Source organism: Streptomyces roseifaciens, assembly GCF_001445655.1.
GTDB classification, from domain to species: Bacteria; Actinomycetota; Actinomycetes; order Streptomycetales; family Streptomycetaceae; genus Streptomyces; species Streptomyces aureoversilis.
In genome coordinates, this window is sequence record NZ_LNBE01000003.1 from 1729050 (window position 1) to 1746834 (window position 17785).

Annotated in this window: 17 protein-coding genes; 11 read left to right on the top strand and 6 right to left on the bottom strand. The window is 70.6% G+C overall.

The genetic code is table 11. The features are described 5' to 3' along the window. Positions 1-8 precede the first annotated feature (8 nt). Positions 9-2156, bottom strand: coding sequence for a type 1 glutamine amidotransferase family protein (locus AS857_RS13215; RefSeq protein WP_107105569.1), 2148 nt, complete (start codon positions 2154-2156; stop codon positions 9-11). A 261-nt stretch (positions 2157-2417) separates the two neighbouring features. On the opposite strand from AS857_RS13215, the gene AS857_RS13220 reads away from it, so the two are divergent. Then, positions 2418-3077: a 50S ribosomal protein L25/general stress protein Ctc gene (locus tag AS857_RS13220; RefSeq protein ID WP_058043295.1), complete on the top strand. Its 660-nt coding sequence runs from the start codon at positions 2418-2420 to the stop codon at positions 3075-3077. 439 nt (positions 3078-3516) lie between these two features. On the opposite strand, the gene AS857_RS13225 is transcribed toward AS857_RS13220, so the two are convergent. Beyond that, positions 3517-4317, bottom strand: coding sequence for a VOC family protein (locus AS857_RS13225; RefSeq protein ID WP_058043296.1), 801 nt, complete (start codon positions 4315-4317; stop codon positions 3517-3519). Positions 4318-4563: 246 nt separating this feature from the next. Continuing rightward, positions 4564-5622, bottom strand: a complete 1059-nt coding sequence (locus AS857_RS13230; protein ID WP_058043297.1) for an NAD(P)-dependent alcohol dehydrogenase — start codon at positions 5620-5622, stop codon at positions 4564-4566. A gap of 118 nt (positions 5623-5740) precedes the next feature. Between AS857_RS13230 and AS857_RS13235 the strand changes: the two genes are divergently transcribed. Then, entirely contained in the window at positions 5741-6616 is an 876-nt protein-coding gene (locus AS857_RS13235; protein WP_058043298.1) for a helix-turn-helix transcriptional regulator, read from the top strand. A 68-nt stretch (positions 6617-6684) separates the two neighbouring features. On the opposite strand, the gene AS857_RS13240 is transcribed toward AS857_RS13235, so the two are convergent. Then, positions 6685-7245 carry a hypothetical protein gene (locus AS857_RS13240; protein ID WP_216823966.1) on the bottom strand — a complete coding sequence of 187 codons (561 nt, stop codon included), beginning with the start codon at positions 7243-7245 and terminating at the stop codon, positions 6685-6687. 293 nt (positions 7246-7538) lie between these two features. Here AS857_RS13240 and AS857_RS13245 point away from each other — a divergent pair, with 293 nt between their 5' ends. The 6 genes from AS857_RS13245 to AS857_RS13270 all read left to right on the top strand — a co-directional run bounded on the left by AS857_RS13245 (position 7539) and on the right by AS857_RS13270 (position 13817). Then, positions 7539-7907, top strand: a complete 369-nt coding sequence (locus AS857_RS13245) for a hypothetical protein (protein WP_058043299.1) — start codon at positions 7539-7541, stop codon at positions 7905-7907. 70 nt (positions 7908-7977) lie between these two features. Continuing rightward, a complete protein-coding gene (locus AS857_RS13250; RefSeq protein ID WP_058043300.1) occupies positions 7978-8487 on the top strand; it encodes an O-acetyl-ADP-ribose deacetylase in 510 nt (169 codons plus the stop codon). A 347-nt stretch (positions 8488-8834) separates the two neighbouring features. After that, the gene (locus AS857_RS13255; protein WP_058043301.1) at positions 8835-10364 is read left to right on the top strand and encodes an amino acid permease; all 1530 of its coding nucleotides are present in this window, start codon (positions 8835-8837) and stop codon (positions 10362-10364) included. A 107-nt stretch (positions 10365-10471) separates the two neighbouring features. Continuing rightward, a complete protein-coding gene (locus AS857_RS13260; RefSeq protein WP_058043302.1) occupies positions 10472-11272 on the top strand; it encodes a GNAT family N-acetyltransferase in 801 nt (266 codons plus the stop codon). Positions 11273-11794: 522 nt separating this feature from the next. Then, the gene (locus AS857_RS13265) at positions 11795-13162 is read left to right on the top strand and encodes a globin domain-containing protein (RefSeq protein WP_245699812.1); all 1368 of its coding nucleotides are present in this window, start codon (positions 11795-11797) and stop codon (positions 13160-13162) included. 58 nt (positions 13163-13220) lie between these two features. Next, positions 13221-13817: a pyridoxamine 5'-phosphate oxidase family protein gene (locus AS857_RS13270; RefSeq protein ID WP_058044126.1), complete on the top strand. Its 597-nt coding sequence runs from the start codon at positions 13221-13223 to the stop codon at positions 13815-13817. A gap of 159 nt (positions 13818-13976) precedes the next feature. Here the strand turns inward: AS857_RS13270 and AS857_RS13275 are convergent, their stop codons facing one another. Beyond that, positions 13977-14948 (bottom strand): PASTA domain-containing protein, encoded by a 972-nt coding sequence (locus AS857_RS13275; protein ID WP_058043303.1) that lies wholly within the window; start codon positions 14946-14948, stop codon positions 13977-13979. Between the two features lie 100 nt (positions 14949-15048). After that, entirely contained in the window at positions 15049-15261 is a 213-nt protein-coding gene (locus tag AS857_RS13280; RefSeq protein WP_058043304.1) for a hypothetical protein, read from the bottom strand. 170 nt (positions 15262-15431) lie between these two features. Between AS857_RS13280 and AS857_RS39935 the strand changes: the two genes are divergently transcribed. The 3 genes from AS857_RS39935 to AS857_RS13295 are packed head-to-tail and all read left to right on the top strand — an operon-like array spanning position 15432 to position 17785. Continuing rightward, positions 15432-15974, top strand: a complete 543-nt coding sequence (locus AS857_RS39935) for an RNA polymerase sigma factor (protein WP_275477356.1) — start codon at positions 15432-15434, stop codon at positions 15972-15974. Between the two features lie 58 nt (positions 15975-16032). Next, on the top strand, positions 16033-16704 hold the full coding sequence (locus AS857_RS13290; protein ID WP_058043306.1) for a hypothetical protein: 672 nt from the start codon (positions 16033-16035) through the stop codon (positions 16702-16704). Between the two features lie 28 nt (positions 16705-16732). Further along, a complete protein-coding gene (locus AS857_RS13295) occupies positions 16733-17785 on the top strand; it encodes an ROK family protein (protein ID WP_058043307.1) in 1053 nt (350 codons plus the stop codon).

Sequence of the window (17785 nt, forward strand, 5' to 3'; positions counted from 1 at the left end):
CCCGGGGCTCAGCCGGTGGTGACCGTCAGCAGGGAGTACTGGCCCACGGTCAGGGACACCGTGGCGGTGGTGCCCGCCACCTGCCAGGTGACCGGCTGCGGGGCCGGCGAGGCACCGTCCGGGGAGCTCACCGTGGCCGACAGCACCCGCTTGCCCGCGGGCAGCTCCAGAGCGACGGAGCAGGCGATCGGCGTGGTCTTGAACGCGACCGGAGTGTCACCGAAACAGGTGAAGTTGACCAGCTGGACGACGGTGTCGTCGCCGAGCCGGCTCACCTCCATGTGGATCCGGCGGTCGCCGGTGAGCCGCACCGAGGGCGGCGCGGCCGCGAGGACGGGCGCCAGGATCTGGTCGGCGCTCGCCTGGTCGGCGGAGGTCAGGTAGCTGTGCCCGGCCAGGTTCTTGACGTACCAGCACGTACCCGAGCCGAATCGATTCTGCTTGCTCGCGGGCAGCGGATCGCCCTTGCGGAACCCCAGCACGTCGGCCAGCGCGTACTCGCTGCGGGCCGTGCCCAGGCCGTCGAGGGCGGTGGGCGCCGGACCGGTGATCACGACCGTCCCGCCGCCCGCCACGTACTCCCGCAGGACCGCGGCCTCGCCGTCCGAGACGGCCTGCAGGTTCGGCAGCATCAGCACGCGGTACGGGGCCAGGTCGGCGGCCTCCAGGTGCGGGCTCGTGACGGTGGCGAAGGGGATGTGGGCGTACACCAGCGCCTTGACCGTGCCGCGGAACTCGCCCAGCCACGCCTGCTTGGTGCAGCTCTCCTCGGGGCTGCCCCCGGCCCACCAGTCCGTGACCCCGGAGGGCACCTTGGTGTTGGCGTACATCCCCGTGCCGGCGGCGGGGCTGACGAAGTCCCGGGAGGCGGAGGAGTGGTAGACGCCGACCTCGGCCGCGGGCACGGCGTTGTAGAGCTTCTCCTGGTTGGCCGCGACGAAGGCGTACATGCGGGTGCGCATCGCCTTGTCGGTGCTCGCGTCCTTGAACGGGCTCTTGACCTCGTACGGATTGCAGCCGGCCGCCAGCAGCTCGGCCATCACCAGCGACGCGTCGTCGGCCTTCCAGCCGTAGGAGAACGCCCACGCCGGCTTCGCCCCGCTGGCGGCCCGCGCGTACTTGTACATCGAGATCAGACAGGTCCAGTCGGTCGCCGTGGCGTGGCGCATCCCGTCGTAGTTGCCGAGGATGTCCACCTCCCAGACGTGGCTCACGCCCTCCGCCTTGCGCAGGTACGCCCCGTCGAGGCCGACCAGCGTGGCGTACTGGTAGTCCATGCTGACCGTCTCGACGAAGGTGACCACGTCGGGGTTGACCGACCGGCCGGCGGCGGCGATGTCGAGCTGCCACTGGTTGAGGTTGCGGTGGCGCCACTCCACGTAGCGGCGGAAGGGCAGGCTCGTGAAGTCGGCCTGGGCCGGGAGGGCGAGGCCGGTGTCGGCCTTGAAGGCGTCCGCCGCCCAGGTGGAGCCGTCGCACCAGCTCATCGCGCCGTCGAAGTAGATCGGCACGTCCGGCCAGATCGCGTCCACGCCCGTGGCGGCGAGGGCCTTGATGCGGCCTAGGTAGTAGTCGCGCCAGGGGGAGTTGGGGCTGAGCCAGCAGCTCTCGTCCCCCGGGTCGACCCAGACGACCAGGCTGCCGTAGAAGACGTTGGGCTTGCCGTCGAGGGAGCGCTGCACCCAGGACTTGCCCTCGCCGTCCTTGTAGAACGACGGGCCCTTCTCGCCGCCGACGCTGATGAGCTCCAGCGACGGGTAGTACATGACGACCCGGATCCCGGCGGCGTGCGCCAGCTCCGTGAAGCTCTTGACCTTGCCCATGTGCTCGGTGAACTCCGCGGGCGTCAGCCAGTTCGACAGGATCGTGTCGAGCTCGATCACATTGACGTTCTGCGCCTTGAGCGCGGTGATCACCGGCTTCATGTCGCGCAGCGGGTCGGCGTCCTCGTCGAACGTGCCGTCGGCCAGCCTGGCGAACCGGCTCCACTCGGGGAAGAGCCCCTGCCGGGCCGCGGCCGGCGCCCAGGCGGGCTCGGTGCCCGGGCCGGAGGGGCCGGGGAGGCGGGGGAGGAGCTGGGAGGCCAGCGCGCCGCCGCTCACTCCCAGGCCCGTCCGTAACAGCGCTCTCCGGTTGAATCTTCGCATTCCGCTCATGGGTGTCCCCTCGCATTCACGACTTCACGACTTCACGACGGTGTGACGGGGTCTGCACGGTGCCCGCAAAGTCTGCCCGATCGCCTCCGCGCCGGCCGACGGATTCCGGTTAAGGCGGTGCGCATCCGCCATCAGGGGTGCGCATCTGCCATCAGATGGAAAACAGCCCGATATCGCTCCCGTACGGAGTAGCCGGGGCGGCACCTCTCCGGCAGGCGGTTAACAGAGTCTCCAGACGACTGAACCGCGAGGAGTGCAGGCATGGCTGAAGTGAAGCTGACCGCCGAGACGCGTACCGAGTTCGGCAAGGGTGCCGCCCGTCGCATCCGCAGGGACAACAAGGTCCCCGGGGTCATCTACGGGCACGGCTCCGATCCGCGGCACGTGGCGCTGGACGGGCATGCCCTGCTGCTGGCCCTGAGGACTCCGAACGTACTGATCCGCCTGGACATCGACGGCAAGAAGGAACTCGTCATCCCCAAGGCCGTCCAGCGGGAGGCCCTGCGCGGCTTCCTCACCCACGTGGACCTGCTGATCGTCAAGAAGGGCGAGAAGGTCACCGTGGACATCCCGATCCACACCGAGGGCGAGCTCGCGCCCGGCGGCAACCTGCTGGAGTACATCCTCAACGCCCTCCCGGTCGAGGCCGAGGCCACGCACATCCCGGAGGGCGTCACCATCTCCATCGAAGGCCTGGAGGCCGGCCACACCATCCACGCCAAGGACATTCCGCTGCCGCGGGGCACCACCCTCGCCGTCGACGACGAGGACGCCGTCCTGCAGATCGTCGCGGCGCAGACCGAGCCCGAGGAGGAAGAGGAGGAGGAAGGGGAAGGCGAGGAGGCGGCGGCCGCCGCCGAGGGTGCCGAGGAGGGGGAAGCGGCTCCCGAGGGCGAGAGCGGCGGCGGCAGCGGCAGCTGAGCCGGGGTCCGGCTTCTGGTGCCGGACGGGTTTCTTGCGCGGGACGGGCTTCCGACGCCGGACCGGCTTCTGGTGTCGGGACCCGCTTCCGGGTGCGGCCTTGGGCTCGGATCCGGAGCGGACCCCGGTCCCGGACCCCGGTCCCGGACCCCGGTCCCGGACCTTGGCCCCGGACTGGACCCTGGTCCCGGACTGGACCCCGGACCCCCGGCTCTGGACCCAGGCCCGGCCCGGAGCCCTGCCCTGGCTTGCCCGGCCCGGCCCGGCCCTGCCCGGAGCCCTGCCCGGGCAGGGCCGACGGCGGACGGAATCCGCCCGCCGTGCGCCCCCCGGCGGACCGACCCCGTCGGCCTCGTTGCCCTGCTCCCGGCGTCCGGGGACCCACCCGTCGCCGTGACGTCGTCGGCCCCGGGCGGGCCGTCCCTCGCGCGATCGGGGGTCAGGCCTCGCGCGGCAGGGGCTTGATGACGCCGAAGACCGCGCCGAACTGGTCGGCCAGCCAGGCGATCCGGCCCACGTCCGGCACGTCCGCGGCCGGCGCGACCACCGAGCCGCCGCTCTCCTGCGCCTTGGTGACGGTCGCGTCGGTGTCCGTCACCAGGAAGTACGGGATCCAGCGGGACTCCATGCCGTCACCGTCACCCTCGCCCTCGCCCGGCACGGGGGCGATCCCGCCGAACGGGGCGTCGGGCCCGCTGCTGCCGGCCGTGGAGATCAGTGTGTACATGCCCGTGCTGAACTCCCTCTCCTCCGCGCCCCACCCGAACAGGGATCGGTAGAAGGCCGCGGCGGACGCCGGGTCCGCGGTGTGGAGCTCGACCCAGAGCAGGGTGTCGGGCTCGCACATCCTCTCCAGCCCCTTGACGGCACCCGGCTGCCAGAGGGAGAACTCCGCGCCGCCCGGGTCGGTGAGACAGGCCAGCCGGCCGGCGTCCATGACGTCGGCCGGCGGCACCCGCACCCTGCCGCCCGCCTGCTCGGCCGCCTTGGCGGTGGCGTCCGCGTCGGGGGTCTGGAAGTACACCGTCCACGCCGGGCTCGCGCCCTCCTCCGTCAGCGGACCGAGCGCCGCGACGTCCTTGCCGTCCTGCTGGAAGAAGGCGTAGCCGCCCGTGTCGGGCCCGGCGGACTGCACGTCCCAGCCGAAGACCCGGCCGTAGAACTCGGCGGACCCGGCCGTGTCCGGGCTGCCGAGGTCGAGCCAGTTGGGTGATCCGGTCACGAAATCTGTGCTGAGCATGGTGGGTGCCCCTTCGACGGATACGCGCGAGGGGCCCGGCACCGCGGGCGCGGCGCACGGCGTCCCCCGACGCGTCTCAGTCTTCCACCGCGGCGGAGGCACCGCGCGACGCCGTGGCCAACGCCCACCGGCGTACGGGGTCGCGGCCCGGCGCGATGCAGGGCGGTCAGTGGCCTGAGCGGCCGGTGGCCTGAGCGGCCGCCGGCCGGCTCATCGTGCCGGACCGCTGTGCGTCGGACGGTCGCGTCAGATCGTCGCGGCGTCGATGACGAAGCGGTAGCGGACGTCGCTCGCCAGCACCCGCTCGTACGCCTCGTTGATCTGCTCGGCCCGGATCAGTTCGACCTCGGCGCCGATGCCGTGCGCACCGCAGAAGTCGAGCATCTCCTGGGTCTCCGGGATGCCGCCGATCATCGAGCCCGCCAGGGACTTGCGACGGGCGACGAGGGCGAGGGACGACACCGGCTGCGGCCGCTCCGGGATGCCGACCTGCACGAGCGTGCCGTCGGTCTTCAGCAGGCCGAGGTAGGCGTCCAGGTCGAGGTCGGCGGAGACGGTGTTGACGATCAGGTCGAAGCTGTCCGCCAGCGTCTCGAAGGTGGCCGGGTCGGAGGTCGCGTAGTAGTGGTCCGCGCCCAGCCGCAGGCCGTCCTCCTGCTTGCGCAGCGACTGGCTGAGCACGGTCACCTCCGCGCCCATCGCGTGCGCGATCTTCACGCCCATGTGGCCCAGGCCGCCGAGGCCGACGATCGCGACCTTCTTGCCGGGGCCCGCCTGCCAGTGGGCGAGCGGGGAGTACAGGGTGACGCCCGCGCACAGCAGCGGCGCCGCCGCGTCCAGCGGGATGGAGTCGGGGATGCGCAGGACGTAGTTCTCGTCCACGACGATGTGCGTGGAGTAGCCGCCCTGGGTGACCTCGCCGTCACGGCCGGTGCGCCCGTAGGTGCCGACCATGCCGAGCTTGCCGGTGCAGTACTGCTGGAGCCCGGCCTTGCAGTTGTCGCACTCACGGCAGGAGTCCACGAAGCAGCCGACGCCGACGCGGTCGCCGACCCGGTGGCGGGTCACGCCGGAGCCGACCGCCGTGACCACACCGGCTATCTCGTGGCCGGGAACGACCGGGAAGTGGCCGTCGTCGCCCCACTCGCCGCGGGCGGTGTGGATGTCGGAGTGGCAGATGCCCGAGTACTTGATCTCGATGAGGACGTCGTGCTCACCCGGCTCCCGGCGCTGGACGGTGATGCGCTCCAGGGGGGCCTTCGCCGAAGGGGCGGCGTACGCGGGAACGGAGGTGTGTGTCGTCATGGCCGCAATCCTGCGCCCACCCGCACATCCCAGCCAGAACCCGGCTGAGACTACGCTTGCGGTTCCTACCACCGGCAGTATCACCCTGGCTCGCAGGGCCGCCCGCATACTGGTGGGTATGGACCAGCGCACCGAACTGAGCGAGTTCCTCCGCAGCCGCCGGGCTCGGCTGCAGCCCGAGGAAGTGGGCCTCACGCCCTACGGCGGGCGGCGCCGGGTGCCCGGGCTGCGGCGCGAGGAGCTGGCGCAGCTCGCAGGCGTCAGCGTCGCCTACTACACGCGCCTGGAGCAGGGGCGCGGCCAGAACGTCTCCACGGGTGTGCTGGAGGCGATAGCCGACGCCCTGCGTCTGACCCGCGCCGAGCGGGACCACCTCACGCACCTGGTGCACCCGTGCGCGACGAAGACGCGCCGGCCGTCCCGCCCGCAGCGCGTGCGCCCCTCGGTGCAGCACCTCATCGACACCATGGACAACACCCCGGCCTACGTGATGGGCCGCCGCCTGGACATCATCGCCTGGAACCGGCTGGCCTGCGCCCTCCTGGGCGACTTCGAGGCGATGCCCGCGGGGCAGCGCAACATGGCCTGGCAGATCTTCCTGGAGCCCGCCACCCGCGAGCTGTACACCGAGTGGGACCGCAAGGCCGCGGACGTCGTGGCCTTCCTGCGCCTCGACGCGGGCCGCTGTCCCGACGACCCCAAGCTGGCGTCCCTGGTCGGGGAACTGTCCGTCAAGAGCCCGGAGTTCCGCTCGCTGTGGGCCACCCACAACGTGCAGGACAAGGGTTTCGGGGTGAAGGAACTGCACCACGCCGTGGTGGGCCCGCTGACACTGTCCTACGAGACCCTCGTCCTCCCCGCGGACCAGAGCCAGCAGCTGATCACCTACCACGCCGAGCCCGGCTCGCCGTCCGCCGAGTCGCTGCGGATCCTGGCGAGTTGGGCCATGGAGAGCACCGGGAGCGGCATGCCCACGGCGCGCCCCGGCGCGTAACCGCCAGATTGGAGGCCGACGCCGTCCTGTGAGCCCTGTGAGCCCTGTGAGCTTCACGAACGCCGCTCTCAGTGCCGGGCGTTGACGAACCCTATGCCGACGGACCCCCACCAGCACACCTGGGAGACGAGGGCCGTGCCCGCGCCCCAGGCGAGCAGGCCCCGGCCCGGCGGGGTGGGGGAGTGCTGCGCCAGGCGCCGGGTGAGCACCCCGGCCTGGAGGCCGTTGAGGGTGAGGACGACGATCATGACGAGCTTGGCGCGGGTGAGCGGCGAGGCCGGGTCCGGGTGCAGGAAGGCGCCGCTGGCCAGCAGCCCTGCCAGGCCGGCCCAGATGGGCACGTGCAGTCGCCCGGCGGCGTTGAGCGCGTCGGCGAGCGGAAGCCGCCGGGTGACCCACAGCAGCCCGAACCAGTCGGCGGCCAGCACCGCACCGAAGCCGAGGGCCAGGGACGCGAGGTGCACGAAGAGGGCCCCGGTGTGCAGCGCCTCGTCGGTGCGGACGTGCAAGGAGACCCACAGGCAGCCCGCCAGGGCCAGGCACGCCAGGAGCGCGCCGGCGGCGACCGTCCACCACGAGTCGTACAGGCGCAGCGGCTGTGGCTGCGGCTGTGACTGAGGAGCGGACACGGGACCTCCCGGAAAACGAGGCGAGGAGCGCGGGGTAAGGAGCGCGGAGTAAGAAGTAGGTAAGCCTTACCTATGTTCGTTGCTGTCCGTCAAAGCGGGTCCGTCGATACGTCCCGATCCGGGCCGAAGCGTGACCGCCGCGAGATCACGCCGAGATACTCCGGCCGGCCGTACAGGCGTTCCCGCCTCGTCGGCGCGACGCAATGCCGCGCCCACCGACGAGTGATTCCGCCGGATGGAGCAGCGCACGTGGATATCTGGAGGCACCGTCCCGTCACCACGAAAGGACTCCCGTGCGTATCCGCCGCGCCCTGGGCACCGCCGTGTCCGTCCTGCTGCTCACCACTTTCGCCGCCTCACCCGAGGCGCACGCCGCGAACGGCACGCTGACAGTGGACTACTCCCGCTGCAGAGCGGGCACCGGCATCACCGGGGTGGCCTGCCTCCGCGAGGCCGTGAGCAGGCGCGAGAAGGACCCGCAGGACGGCAAGTGCTACAGCCTGCTCACCGAGAACCGGGCCAAGATCCGCCGGCTCACCAACGGAACCAGCCGCGCCATGCTCTACTTCACCGACCGCCACTGCACGCGGCGCGCGGGCGTCCTGGGCGCAGGCCGCCACTTGACGAACCCGCCGGTGCGCAGCGTGCAGTACCCGATCTGACGCACCGGGCGGGAGCGGGCCCGGCCGGGCCCGCTCCCGCCTTCCTGCGCCGTCGAGGAGGATGGGTCCCATGGCCACGATCACCTTCGTCCAGGGAAACATCACCCAGCAGCACGTCGACGCCGTCGTCAACGCGGCGAACTCCTCGCTCCTCGGGGGAGGCGGCGTCGACGGCGCCATCCACCGCGCGGGCGGCCCCGCAATCCTGAACGCCTGCCGCGACCTACGCGCCTCCCACTACGGCAAAGGCCTCCCCACCGGCAAGGCCGTGGCCACCACGGCGGGCGACCTCCCGGCGCGCTGGGTGATCCACACGGTGGGCCCGGTCTTCTCGCAGCAGGAGGACCGCTCCCACCTCCTGGCTTCCTGTCACCGCGAGTCGCTCCGAGTCGCCGACGAACTGGGCGCGAAGACGGTCGCGTTCCCGGCGATCTCGACGGGCGTGTACAGCTGGCCGGTCGAGGACGCGGCCCGCATCGCGGTCGAGACGGTCCGGCAGACGGAGACGTCGGTGGAAGAGGTTCGCTTCGTCCTCTTCGACGAGCGGGCGTACGAGGCATTCGCGTCGCAGATGCGTTGATGGCTGTATGGGTCGGGAGGATGACCACGCCTGAGCCCCCTGACGAAAGATCACTGGACGGCCGCCACCTCGCACAAAGATGGCGGCCGTCCAGCGATTGCCGGGCACGGTGCACCGACCCGGAATAGCCTTGCCGGAGACGGTCCCGCCCTCGTTCACTGTTGCAGGGCGTGGAGCGAGGGAGGGCAGGTTGGCGGGTCTGAAGCTGTGCCGTACGGCGGGCGGGGTGACGGAGCCCGTGCCTCAACCAGGGGCTCTTCTGCCGGCGCAAGACGTACCGCGCTTACCAGCGGTTGCGGAACATTGCCCCCTGTCCCTTTCTGCTCTCCTCTGTGCGGAGATTCTCGATGCGTACATCAGCTCATGCACGATGGCAGCCGTCCGAGCCGCCGGGCGACGACGAGCGCATACTCAAGGAGCTCGGCTATACCCAGCAACTGCACCGGCGCATGGGCGCCTTCGGTAACTTCTCCGCTTCCCTGTCGGTCATCTCCATCATGTCCGGGGCGTTGCTGCTTTTCGGCTACGGCCTGAACAGCGGTGGACCCGCAGTGGTGGTGTGGGGGTGGCTCGCCGTGGGGCCGCTGGTGCTGTGCCTGGCCGCGGCGCTGGCCGAGATCACCTCCCGCTACCCCACGAGCGGCGGCCTGTACTACATGGCCCGCCAGCTCGGCGGTGAGCGGTGGAGCTGGTACACCGGCTGGCTCAACCTTCTGGGGCTGCTCGGCGGGATCGCGGCCCAGGACTACGGCATCGCGACCTTCACCGCCGCCTGGGCGAACCTGCAGTTCGGCTACGTGCCGACGCCAGGGTCCCTGCTGGTCCTTTTCGCGGTCATCCTCGCGTTGCACGCGGTCCTGAACCTCTTAGGCACCCGGCTGATGAACGTCCTGACCTCCCTGAGCGCGTGGTGGCACCTGGCCGGGGCCGTCGTCATCATCGGCGCCCTGATGCTCGTCCCCTCCCACCACCAGTCGGCCGGCTTCGTGTTCTCCGAGTTCACCAACAACACCGGCTGGTCGAGCCCCGTGTACGTGATCCTGCTGGGCATGCTGCTGCCCTGCTTCGCCCTGGCCGGCTACGACACATCGGCCCACCTGAGCGAGGAGACCAGTGGCGCCTCCGTGGCCGCGGCGCGCGGGATCATCCGCTCGGTGACGGTGTCCTGGATCGCCGGCGGCATCCTGCTGGCCGCCTTGCTGTTCGCCATCCAGGACTACACCGGAACCCTGGGCAGCGAGACCGGGGTGCCGGTGGCGCAGATCTTCCTGGACGCTCTGGGCGTGGCGACGGCGAAGGCGTTGCTGCTGGTGATCATCGTTGCGCAGTTCCTGTGCGGCTACACCGTCACCGCCTCCGCCAGCCGCATGACCTACGCCTTCGCCCGGGACGGCGCCCTGCCCGGCTCGGCGCATTGGCAGAAGGTCAGCCGCCGTACGGCCGTCCCGGCCAACGCTGTCTGGCTCGCAGTCGGTGTCGCCTTCGTACTGGCCCTGCCGTCCCTGTATTCCGCCACGGCCTTCTCGGCGGTGACCGCGATTTCCGTCGTGGGCTTCACCCCGGCCTACGCCATCCCGGTGCTGCTGCGACTGCGCCACCGGGACCGGTTCACCCCCGGGCCCTGGCACCTGGGCCGCTGGAGCCGGCCGATCGGGTGGGTGGCCGTGCTCTGGGCAGCCGGGGTAACCGTGCTGTTCCTCCTACCGCAGTCCAGCCCGGTCACCGCCACGAGCTTCAACTACACGCCCGTCGCCTTGCTGGTGGCCCTCGGCATGGCCGCCCTGTGGTGGCGCTTCGGACGCCGCTCCTACGGGGTGCCCCGCTCCAGCACGGCGAACGCCCACGACCAGACCGAAGAAGCCGAAAACGTCACCTGATGACCGCACGACTGCACAACCGCACGTCGCAAGCAGAGTCCGAGGCGCCAAGGGCATCCACCACCTGCTCAGGAGCCTTGCCGAACACAACACGTCATGGAGGCACCGTGACCGTTTCCACGGAGTCCATCGAATCGGTACAGCAGCTCACCACGGCCTGGCGGACCATGGTGCTCGACCGCGACCCGAACGCGGACGTGCGTGACCTTCCGGGCATCGCTGTCCGCTGGGCCGACAGCCGGTTCGGGTTCTTCAACTGCATCACCTTGACCGAGGCGGAAGCGGGAGCAGAGCTCCTCAGGCACCATCTGAACCAGGCCGCGGACATCATGCGGACAAAGAAGCACCCGGGCTTCGTGTGGCTCTTCGAAGACCTCCTCGACGACGAGGCCCGCTCCGCGCTGGAGACGACAGCCGAGCAGGCCGGCCTCCAGTACGCCTTCCCCGGTACGGGCATGGCCGGCGACCTGCTCCCCATCCCCGAGCCGGCCCACCCCGACCTGACGTTCACCCGCGTGCGCACCGACGAGCAGTTGCAGGCCTACGCCGACCTCCAATCACGCGCGTACGGGTTCTCCTTGGAGGAGGGCCGCGACGGCCTGGCCGGATCCGCGCTCTGGAAGAACGAGGTGTACGCCTACTTGGCCATGCGAGGCGACGAACCGGTGGCGTGCGCCGCCACGGTCGAAGCACAAGGGCGCCTGTTCGTCGCATTCGTCGCCACGGACCCGCAGTGGCAGCGCAAGGGCTACGGCGAAGCGGTCACCCGCAAAGCGCTGTACGAAGGCGCGCGGGCCACCGGACTGACCCGCGCCACGCTGCACGCCACCGCCGCCGGAGCCCCCGTGTACCCGCGCATCGGGTTCCGGCCGAACACACCAATCCACTTCTACAGCCTGAAAGGCTGATCCGCTGAGGCAGCTTTCAGGCCTCTCCGACGGGCCAAGTGGCGGGGCCTCGGCCTCCGCCGCTTGGAGATGGATCTCGCGGTTCAGGCGTCCCGGAGCCGACCTTCAGTAGATCGTCGGCACGCGACGGCACGGCCCCGTGTTCCTCTCACGTTGGACAGGAGCGAGCAGGTGCAAAAGGACAGGAACGCGCGTTCGTGACCAGACCGGGGCACGGGTGCACCTTTCGCTGATGCGGACCGGCGCGCCGAGCGGCCCCGGTGTTGCCGGGGGCCGTTCGATATGTGCCTTCAAGTCATCACACCGATCATTTTCAGCCAGCGTGGTTCCACAAGAACTCGCACCGACTTCTAGCGGGTGCAGCTCTTCCTCACCTCGTGAACCTCCCTCAGGATCGGGGGACATCCGGAAGCGGTCAGTCCGCTTCATCGACTCCGCACTCCGATGAGGACTCATGCCGGCCCCATTCGACCTCCTTGCCGCTCGCTCTCGACCGAGATCCGCTGGGGGAGCGCTGGACCGTTGAGATTCCGGATCGGTCGCCCGAGCAGTACGCCCGCACGCACGGCTTCGGAATACCCCGAGTACCCGGAGTACCCGCAGTACCCGGAGCACCCCGAGTATCGCGAGTACCCGCAGTACTCGGAATACCCCGAGTACCCGGAGCCCGTCCACGGCGTCCATGCCGGCCATGACGTCCATGCCGACCATGACGTCCAGGCTGTGCATGCCGTAGAGCCGGAGACCGCTGAAGCGCCGTTGTCGGACCACGAGATCGCCCTCATCAGGACGTCCCTCTCGGTGGTCGAACCCCTCGCAGGGGAAATAACGGTCTACTTCTACGCAGTCCTGTTCGCCCGCTATCCCGAAGTCCGTTCGATGTTCCCGGAAGGGATGGACGCCCAGCGCGATCGCCTCCTGCGCGCGCTGCTGCGCATCGTTGACCTGGTCGACGACCCCGAAAACCTCGTCCGCTTCTGCGGACACCTCGGCCGCGATCACCGTAAATTCGGCACCGCCGCCGCGCATTTCCCGGCCGTGGGCGAATGCCTCCTCGCCACGCTGGCCCGGTACGCCGGTTCCGCGTGGACCCCGGAGATCGCCGCCGCCTGGACGAAGGCGTACGGCACGGTCGCGCAGGTCATGATCAGTGCGGCCGAGGAGGACGAGGCGGTACGGCCCGCCGTGTGGCCCGCCACGGTCGTGCACCGCGTCTCGCGCGGCCACGGCATCGCCGAAATCACCGTACGTCCCCATATTCCGTACGAGTACGCCGCAGGCCAGTACGTGAGCGTCGAGACCCCGTGGTGGCCGAAGCGGTGGCGCTACTACTCCGCCGCCAACGCGCCTCGCGAGGACGGCACCCTCACCTTTCACGTGCGCGCCGTGCCCGGCGGCTCGGTCAGCGAGGCGCTGGTGCACCGGGCGGCGGTGGGGGACGTCATCCGGCTCGGGCCCCCGATGGGCGACATGACCCTGGACGTGGCCGACCAGGGCGAACTGGTCTTCGTGGCCGGCGGCACCGGTCTCGCCCCGGTCCGCGCACTCGTCGAAGAGGTCGCCCGGCGAGGGGGATACCGGCAAGTGCACCTGTTCCTCGGCGCCCGGACCGGGGCCGAGCTGTACGGGGTCGACGACATGCTCCGGATGGCCCAGCGGCACCACTGGCTGACCATCAAGGGCGCGGTCTCCGACGAGTACATTCCCGGAATCCGCGGATCCCTCCCGGACGTACTGGCCGAATACGGGCCGTGGTACGAGCACGACGTCTTTCTCAGCGGCCCGGCCCAAATGGTCGCCTCCGCCAAGGAGATGCTCACCCTCAGCGGCACCCGGCCCGACCGCATTCATCACGACCCCTTCGAGACTCCCGTCCTGTCCGCTCCCTGAGCCGCGCCGCCCCCCTCCGAATCCGACCTGTCACCTGCCAGGAGACCCCTTCGTGACCATGCCTCCGCCGTCCTTCGGATCAGCGGGTGAACACCAGCTGCAGCAGCACATGGGCACTGCGGACCGCGCCGCCCGGTTCTACGATCAGCAGGTGCGTCGCCATCTCACGCCGGAGATGCAGGAATTCATCGGGCGCCAGGCCATGGTCTTCCTGGCCACCGCGGACTCCCACGGGGAATGCGACGCCAGCTTCCGGGCCGGGCCGCCGGGTTTCGTCCACGTGATCGACGCCCACACCCTCGCCTACCCCGAATTCCGCGGCAACGGTGTGCTGGCCAGCGCGGGCAACATGGTCGAGAACCCGCACCTCGGCATGCTCTTCGTGGACTTCACCCACCACCACGTGGGACTTCACGTCAACGGCGTCGCCCACCTCTACCACGACAGCGACCTCCGGCGTCTCCGCCCCGGCCTGCCCACCGACGTCGCGCCCGGGCGCAGTCCGGAAATGTGGGTGCACCTCACCGTCGAGGAGGCCTATATCCACTGCTCCAAGTACATACCCCACCTGGTACCGGCCCCCCGCCCCGCCGGCCGCGACGCCTCCCGCCCCAAGGACTCGGACTACTTCACCCAGCCCCACGCGGCTTACTGAGGCACACCGAAGCCTGCGCCGGCGCGCGAGTGACGCAGCAGCCGACGTTTTCGCCGCACTCCGCGCGCTCGGCGCCGACCTCGACGGCCCGCGGGGCGTTCCCGGACCGGGTCCCGCCCGGCCCGGGCGCCTGTCAGCGCGTCCGTCCTCCTCCGGCCGTCAGCACAGACGGGTGTGGCGGCAGATGATCCGGCCGCCGCCGTGGGAACCGCCGGACGAGCCGCCGGAGCCGCCGGAGTCGCCCAGGCGGGGAATGCCGTCCGGGAAGGCGGTGTTGCGGTTGCGGTCGCCGGGGAAGGGGTCGCGGTAGTCCGGATCGAGGTCGCCGTCCCGGTCCGGCAGGTCCACGGACGTGCCGTTGCCCCGGTCGGGCTCCGGGCAGCCGTTGTCCTTGGACGACAGGTAGAGCGTCACCCGTGTGCCGCTCTCGACCTTCGCGTCCTTGGCCGGGTCGTGCGCGCACACCCGCCAGTCGTCGTACTCGCCTTCGTCGGGCAGCTTGTCGTTGCGGTAGGCCTTGCGTGCCTCGATGCGGCCGGCGGGGACCCCCAGGGCGATGACCTCGGCGCGGGCCGTCCACCACGTCTTCCACACCAGCTCGGGCATGGTGGGCCACGGTATGGGCCGGCCGTCCTCCTTCGGGCACGGGGCGTCCTTCGGCACGACGCCGAAGTCGAGCGTCGGCTTCGTGCCGAGCGGCCGGCCGGCCTCCTGGAAGCAGACGGTCCACGTCGTACGGCCCCGGATGAACTTGTTCTTCTCGGACGCATCGTGGGAGTTCACGATGAACCCGGCCTTCCGGGCCTTTCCGTACGCGACGTCCAGGTTCTGGCCGCGGTAGTCGGCGGCCGGCGGTCGCGTCGGCTCCGCGGTGCTCGTCGCGGAAGAGGCGGCCGCCGCGCCGGGCTTCACGCCGCGGGGCTGCTTCGTGCCGGCCGCCTTCGCGTCCGCCGCGGTGCCCTGCGTGCCGTCCTTCTGCAGGTCGGGCAGTACGGCGCCCAGCACGGCCACGGCGGCGACCGCCGTCGCGACCTTCCGGCGCTTCGACCAGGGGTTGCGCTGCCGGGGTGCGCCCTCGGGGTCGTGCGGCGGATCGGACGGTGCCGGAGTGGTCGTCTGCGGGCCAGGCATGGCGGCGCCCTTCGAATTCGTGCAGTTGTGCGGGCGTATCGTACACAGCCCGCGGCGGGCGCCGGCCCCGGCCCCATGACGGGCTCGGGGCGCGGCGGGCTCAGGGGCCGGAGATGAAGTGCAGGGCCGTGACGGCTGCTGCCAGCACTCCGGCCAGCACCGTGATCAGGACCGATGACGTCAGCAGGTACGCGCTTCCGAGGCTCGCCGTCGTGCCGTTGACGAGCGCCACGACCTCCGTGGGGCTCGGGTGGCGCTTCGGGCCGGCGGGGCCGCTGCCGTCGGGGTGTGGTGTGCCGGTACGGCGACTCATCAGGGCCTCTCCTCCGTCGGGGCTGTCATCGAAGAAGGGGCGGAAAAGCGCCCGTCCCGTGCAAGTTCCGTGGGCGGAGGCTGCCGAGGAGCGGCTCCCGGCGGCCTTTGCACGCCATCGCCTTCTCAGGGACCTTTAAGGGTGTGGACCGACCCGGAGGAGGTGGCTGCGTGAGCCCCCGAGGAGATCACGGGGCCGTACCCGCTGAGTTACCGGTTTTCGCCGCTTTCTTTACGGCGGAGTATCCACGAGTCGTGCACAGTCTGATGAGAGCCGGGGCGACCTATGAGGAAGCCGAGGATGCGGCGCAGGACGCCATGCAGGAGCTCCTGCGCAATTGGCCGGGCTGCAAGAGCCCCGCGGGCTGGGTCCGGAAGGTCGCCTGGCACGCGTATTGCAAGAAGGCCGAGCGCAATCGCAGACGACTGGCCCTGGAATCGCGGAGCGCACGCCTGTCGGGACCGGCGTCACCGGACCGCGCCGAACCGGACGAGCACGAAAAGGTGCTGGAGATCCTGCGCGGTCTCCCGCCCCGGCAGGGGCAGGTCCTGGCCCTGCACCTGGACGGATACTCCGCGCAGGAAACCGCTGAACTCCTGAGCGTGAAGGCGAGCACCGTCCGCAGCAATCTGCGGCACGCGATCGCCACGTTGCGCAGCCTGCTGGACAACTACGAGGGACAAGAAGGAGGTCCGCGTGTCCGCAAGGGATGAGCGGGGTCTCGCAACACGCAGGGCCCGGCCGAAGGCCGCCAGAGATGCCACGCCGTGCGTGCATCCGGCCTTCGAGCGTTTTCTCCGGACCGTCCGGGCCGACGTCGAGAGCCGGCTGACCCCGGACGCGGTGGAGGAGCGCCTGCAGCGGCTCGTCGGGGCCGCGACGGCGGCAGCACCGGAGGCGAGCCCCGCACGGACGGCCGATGGCTCCGGCTTCGCCTCCCAGGCCGGCTGGGCCGCCTACGGCTATCACGTCGTCCGCCTCTGGCTGCTGGCCGTCGCGACCGCGGGCCGCCCGGGTGTCCGTCTCCACCGGGACGACGTCGACGCGCTGGCGGTGGAGACGGCGGCGCGGGCCCTGAGCAGTTTCCGCGACGGGGCGCAGCAGCCGGTTCCGGAACCGCAGGCCGCCGTGCCGGAAGTGAAGGCGGCGTTTCTCACCGAGTGCGTGCGGCACCTGCCCTATGCCGACCGGAGCCGCCGCCTCATGGCCGAGCAGGATTCCTTCGACGAATTCGAGGACACGGACGCATCCGGTCTCGTGGGTGTGCTGTGGGACTGCGCGACCACCGAGCAGGCGGAGGAACTGCGTCGCGTGGCCGGCGACGACGAGGAGGCGTGCGACACCGACGAGATCGTCACTCTGACGCCCATCGCCATCCGCGCCGCGGCCCAGCGGTACCCGGAGGGAGTGCCTCCGGACCGATGGCCTGATCTCCTCTCCTGAGCGCACCACCGGACACAGGTGACATCTCATGAACGTGAACGACGTGAAAGTGCGGCAGGTGCTGCGGCGTTCGTACGAGCTCGACCACGGGCACTACGCGGTCGGCGTCGAACTCCAGCCGTACAAACTCACGGGGGTCGTCGTCGGATCCGACGGTGTGGTGATGGCCCGCACCCGTCGGCACCTCACGGTCATGGAGTCGGCGGAGGTGGTGAAGCGCGTGGCCGAGATGGCGGGCCGTCTGATGGACGACAGACTGGGCTGCGCCTTCCCCCGGAGCAGGGTGTGCGTCGGGGTCCAGGTGGGCGGCCCCGTCGATCCGGACACGGGAACGGTCCTCCACCTCGTCAACGGCCCCGACGACCACCGGCACGAGAAGCCCCCTCCGTACGAGTGGGTGGACGTCCCCCTCGGCGCGGAGCTCGCCTTCAAGATGGGCTGCGCCACGTCGGTGGAGAACGACGCCCACGCCTTCGCGGCGTACGAGCAGAGCCTCGGCGTGGGCAGCAGGAGCGCGACGTTCGGGGTCGTGCTCGTCCGCGACGGCGTGGGTGCCGGAATGGTCGTCCGGGGCGAACGGATCTCCGTCCCGATGGAGTTCGGGCACCTCCAGGTCTGGCAGCGGGGCCGGATCTGTGACTGCGGAATGCGGGGGTGCATCGAGAGCCAGGTCGGCAACCGGGCGCTGACCGCCGTGGTCAAAGAGCTGACCGGGCGGGAACTGGACGGGCTGGAGGCCGCGATCGCGCTCGCCGACAGCAACGACCCGCAGGCCCGCCAGGCGGCAGCGGCCTTCCGCAAGGCCGGGACCTCGATCGCCCGTGGCATCGCCACAATGCTCACCACGTTCGGCCCGACCCAGGTGGTGATCTATGCGGCGGAGGATCTCATCAGCGGCGGGCCGGGGCGCCGGGCGGCGAATTCCTTCCTCCACGCGATGAGGAAGTTTCCCGCGCACACGTTCCACATCAGCAGGGACTGTCACATCGTCACCAAGCCGCTGGATGCCGTCCGTGGTGCGCACGGCGCCGCGCTGATCGCGCTGCAGAGTTGTTTCGGCGTCCGGCTCCGACCCCGGTAG

What these genes read in the sequence shown, in the direction of transcription:
- AS857_RS13270 (WP_058044126.1), top strand. Translation starts at nt 13,221, where the DNA reads ATGCCTCCGCCGTCCTTCGGATCAGCGGGTGAACACCAGCTGCAGCAG.
- AS857_RS13215 (WP_107105569.1), bottom strand. Translation starts at nt 2,156, where the DNA reads ATGAGCGGAATGCGAAGATTCAACCGGAGAGCGCTGTTACGGACGGGC.
- AS857_RS13280 (WP_058043304.1), bottom strand. Translation starts at nt 15,261, where the DNA reads ATGAGTCGCCGTACCGGCACACCACACCCCGACGGCAGCGGCCCCGCC.
- AS857_RS13250 (WP_058043300.1), top strand. Translation starts at nt 7,978, where the DNA reads ATGGCCACGATCACCTTCGTCCAGGGAAACATCACCCAGCAGCACGTC.
- AS857_RS13230 (WP_058043297.1), bottom strand. Translation starts at nt 5,622, where the DNA reads ATGACGACACACACCTCCGTTCCCGCGTACGCCGCCCCTTCGGCGAAG.
- AS857_RS13225 (WP_058043296.1), bottom strand. Translation starts at nt 4,317, where the DNA reads ATGCTCAGCACAGATTTCGTGACCGGATCACCCAACTGGCTCGACCTC.
- AS857_RS13235 (WP_058043298.1), top strand. Translation starts at nt 5,741, where the DNA reads ATGGACCAGCGCACCGAACTGAGCGAGTTCCTCCGCAGCCGCCGGGCT.
- AS857_RS13275 (WP_058043303.1), bottom strand. Translation starts at nt 14,948, where the DNA reads ATGCCTGGCCCGCAGACGACCACTCCGGCACCGTCCGATCCGCCGCAC.
- AS857_RS13255 (WP_058043301.1), top strand. Translation starts at nt 8,835, where the DNA reads ATGCGTACATCAGCTCATGCACGATGGCAGCCGTCCGAGCCGCCGGGC.
- AS857_RS13220 (WP_058043295.1), top strand. Translation starts at nt 2,418, where the DNA reads ATGGCTGAAGTGAAGCTGACCGCCGAGACGCGTACCGAGTTCGGCAAG.
- AS857_RS13295 (WP_058043307.1), top strand. Translation starts at nt 16,733, where the DNA reads ATGAACGTGAACGACGTGAAAGTGCGGCAGGTGCTGCGGCGTTCGTAC.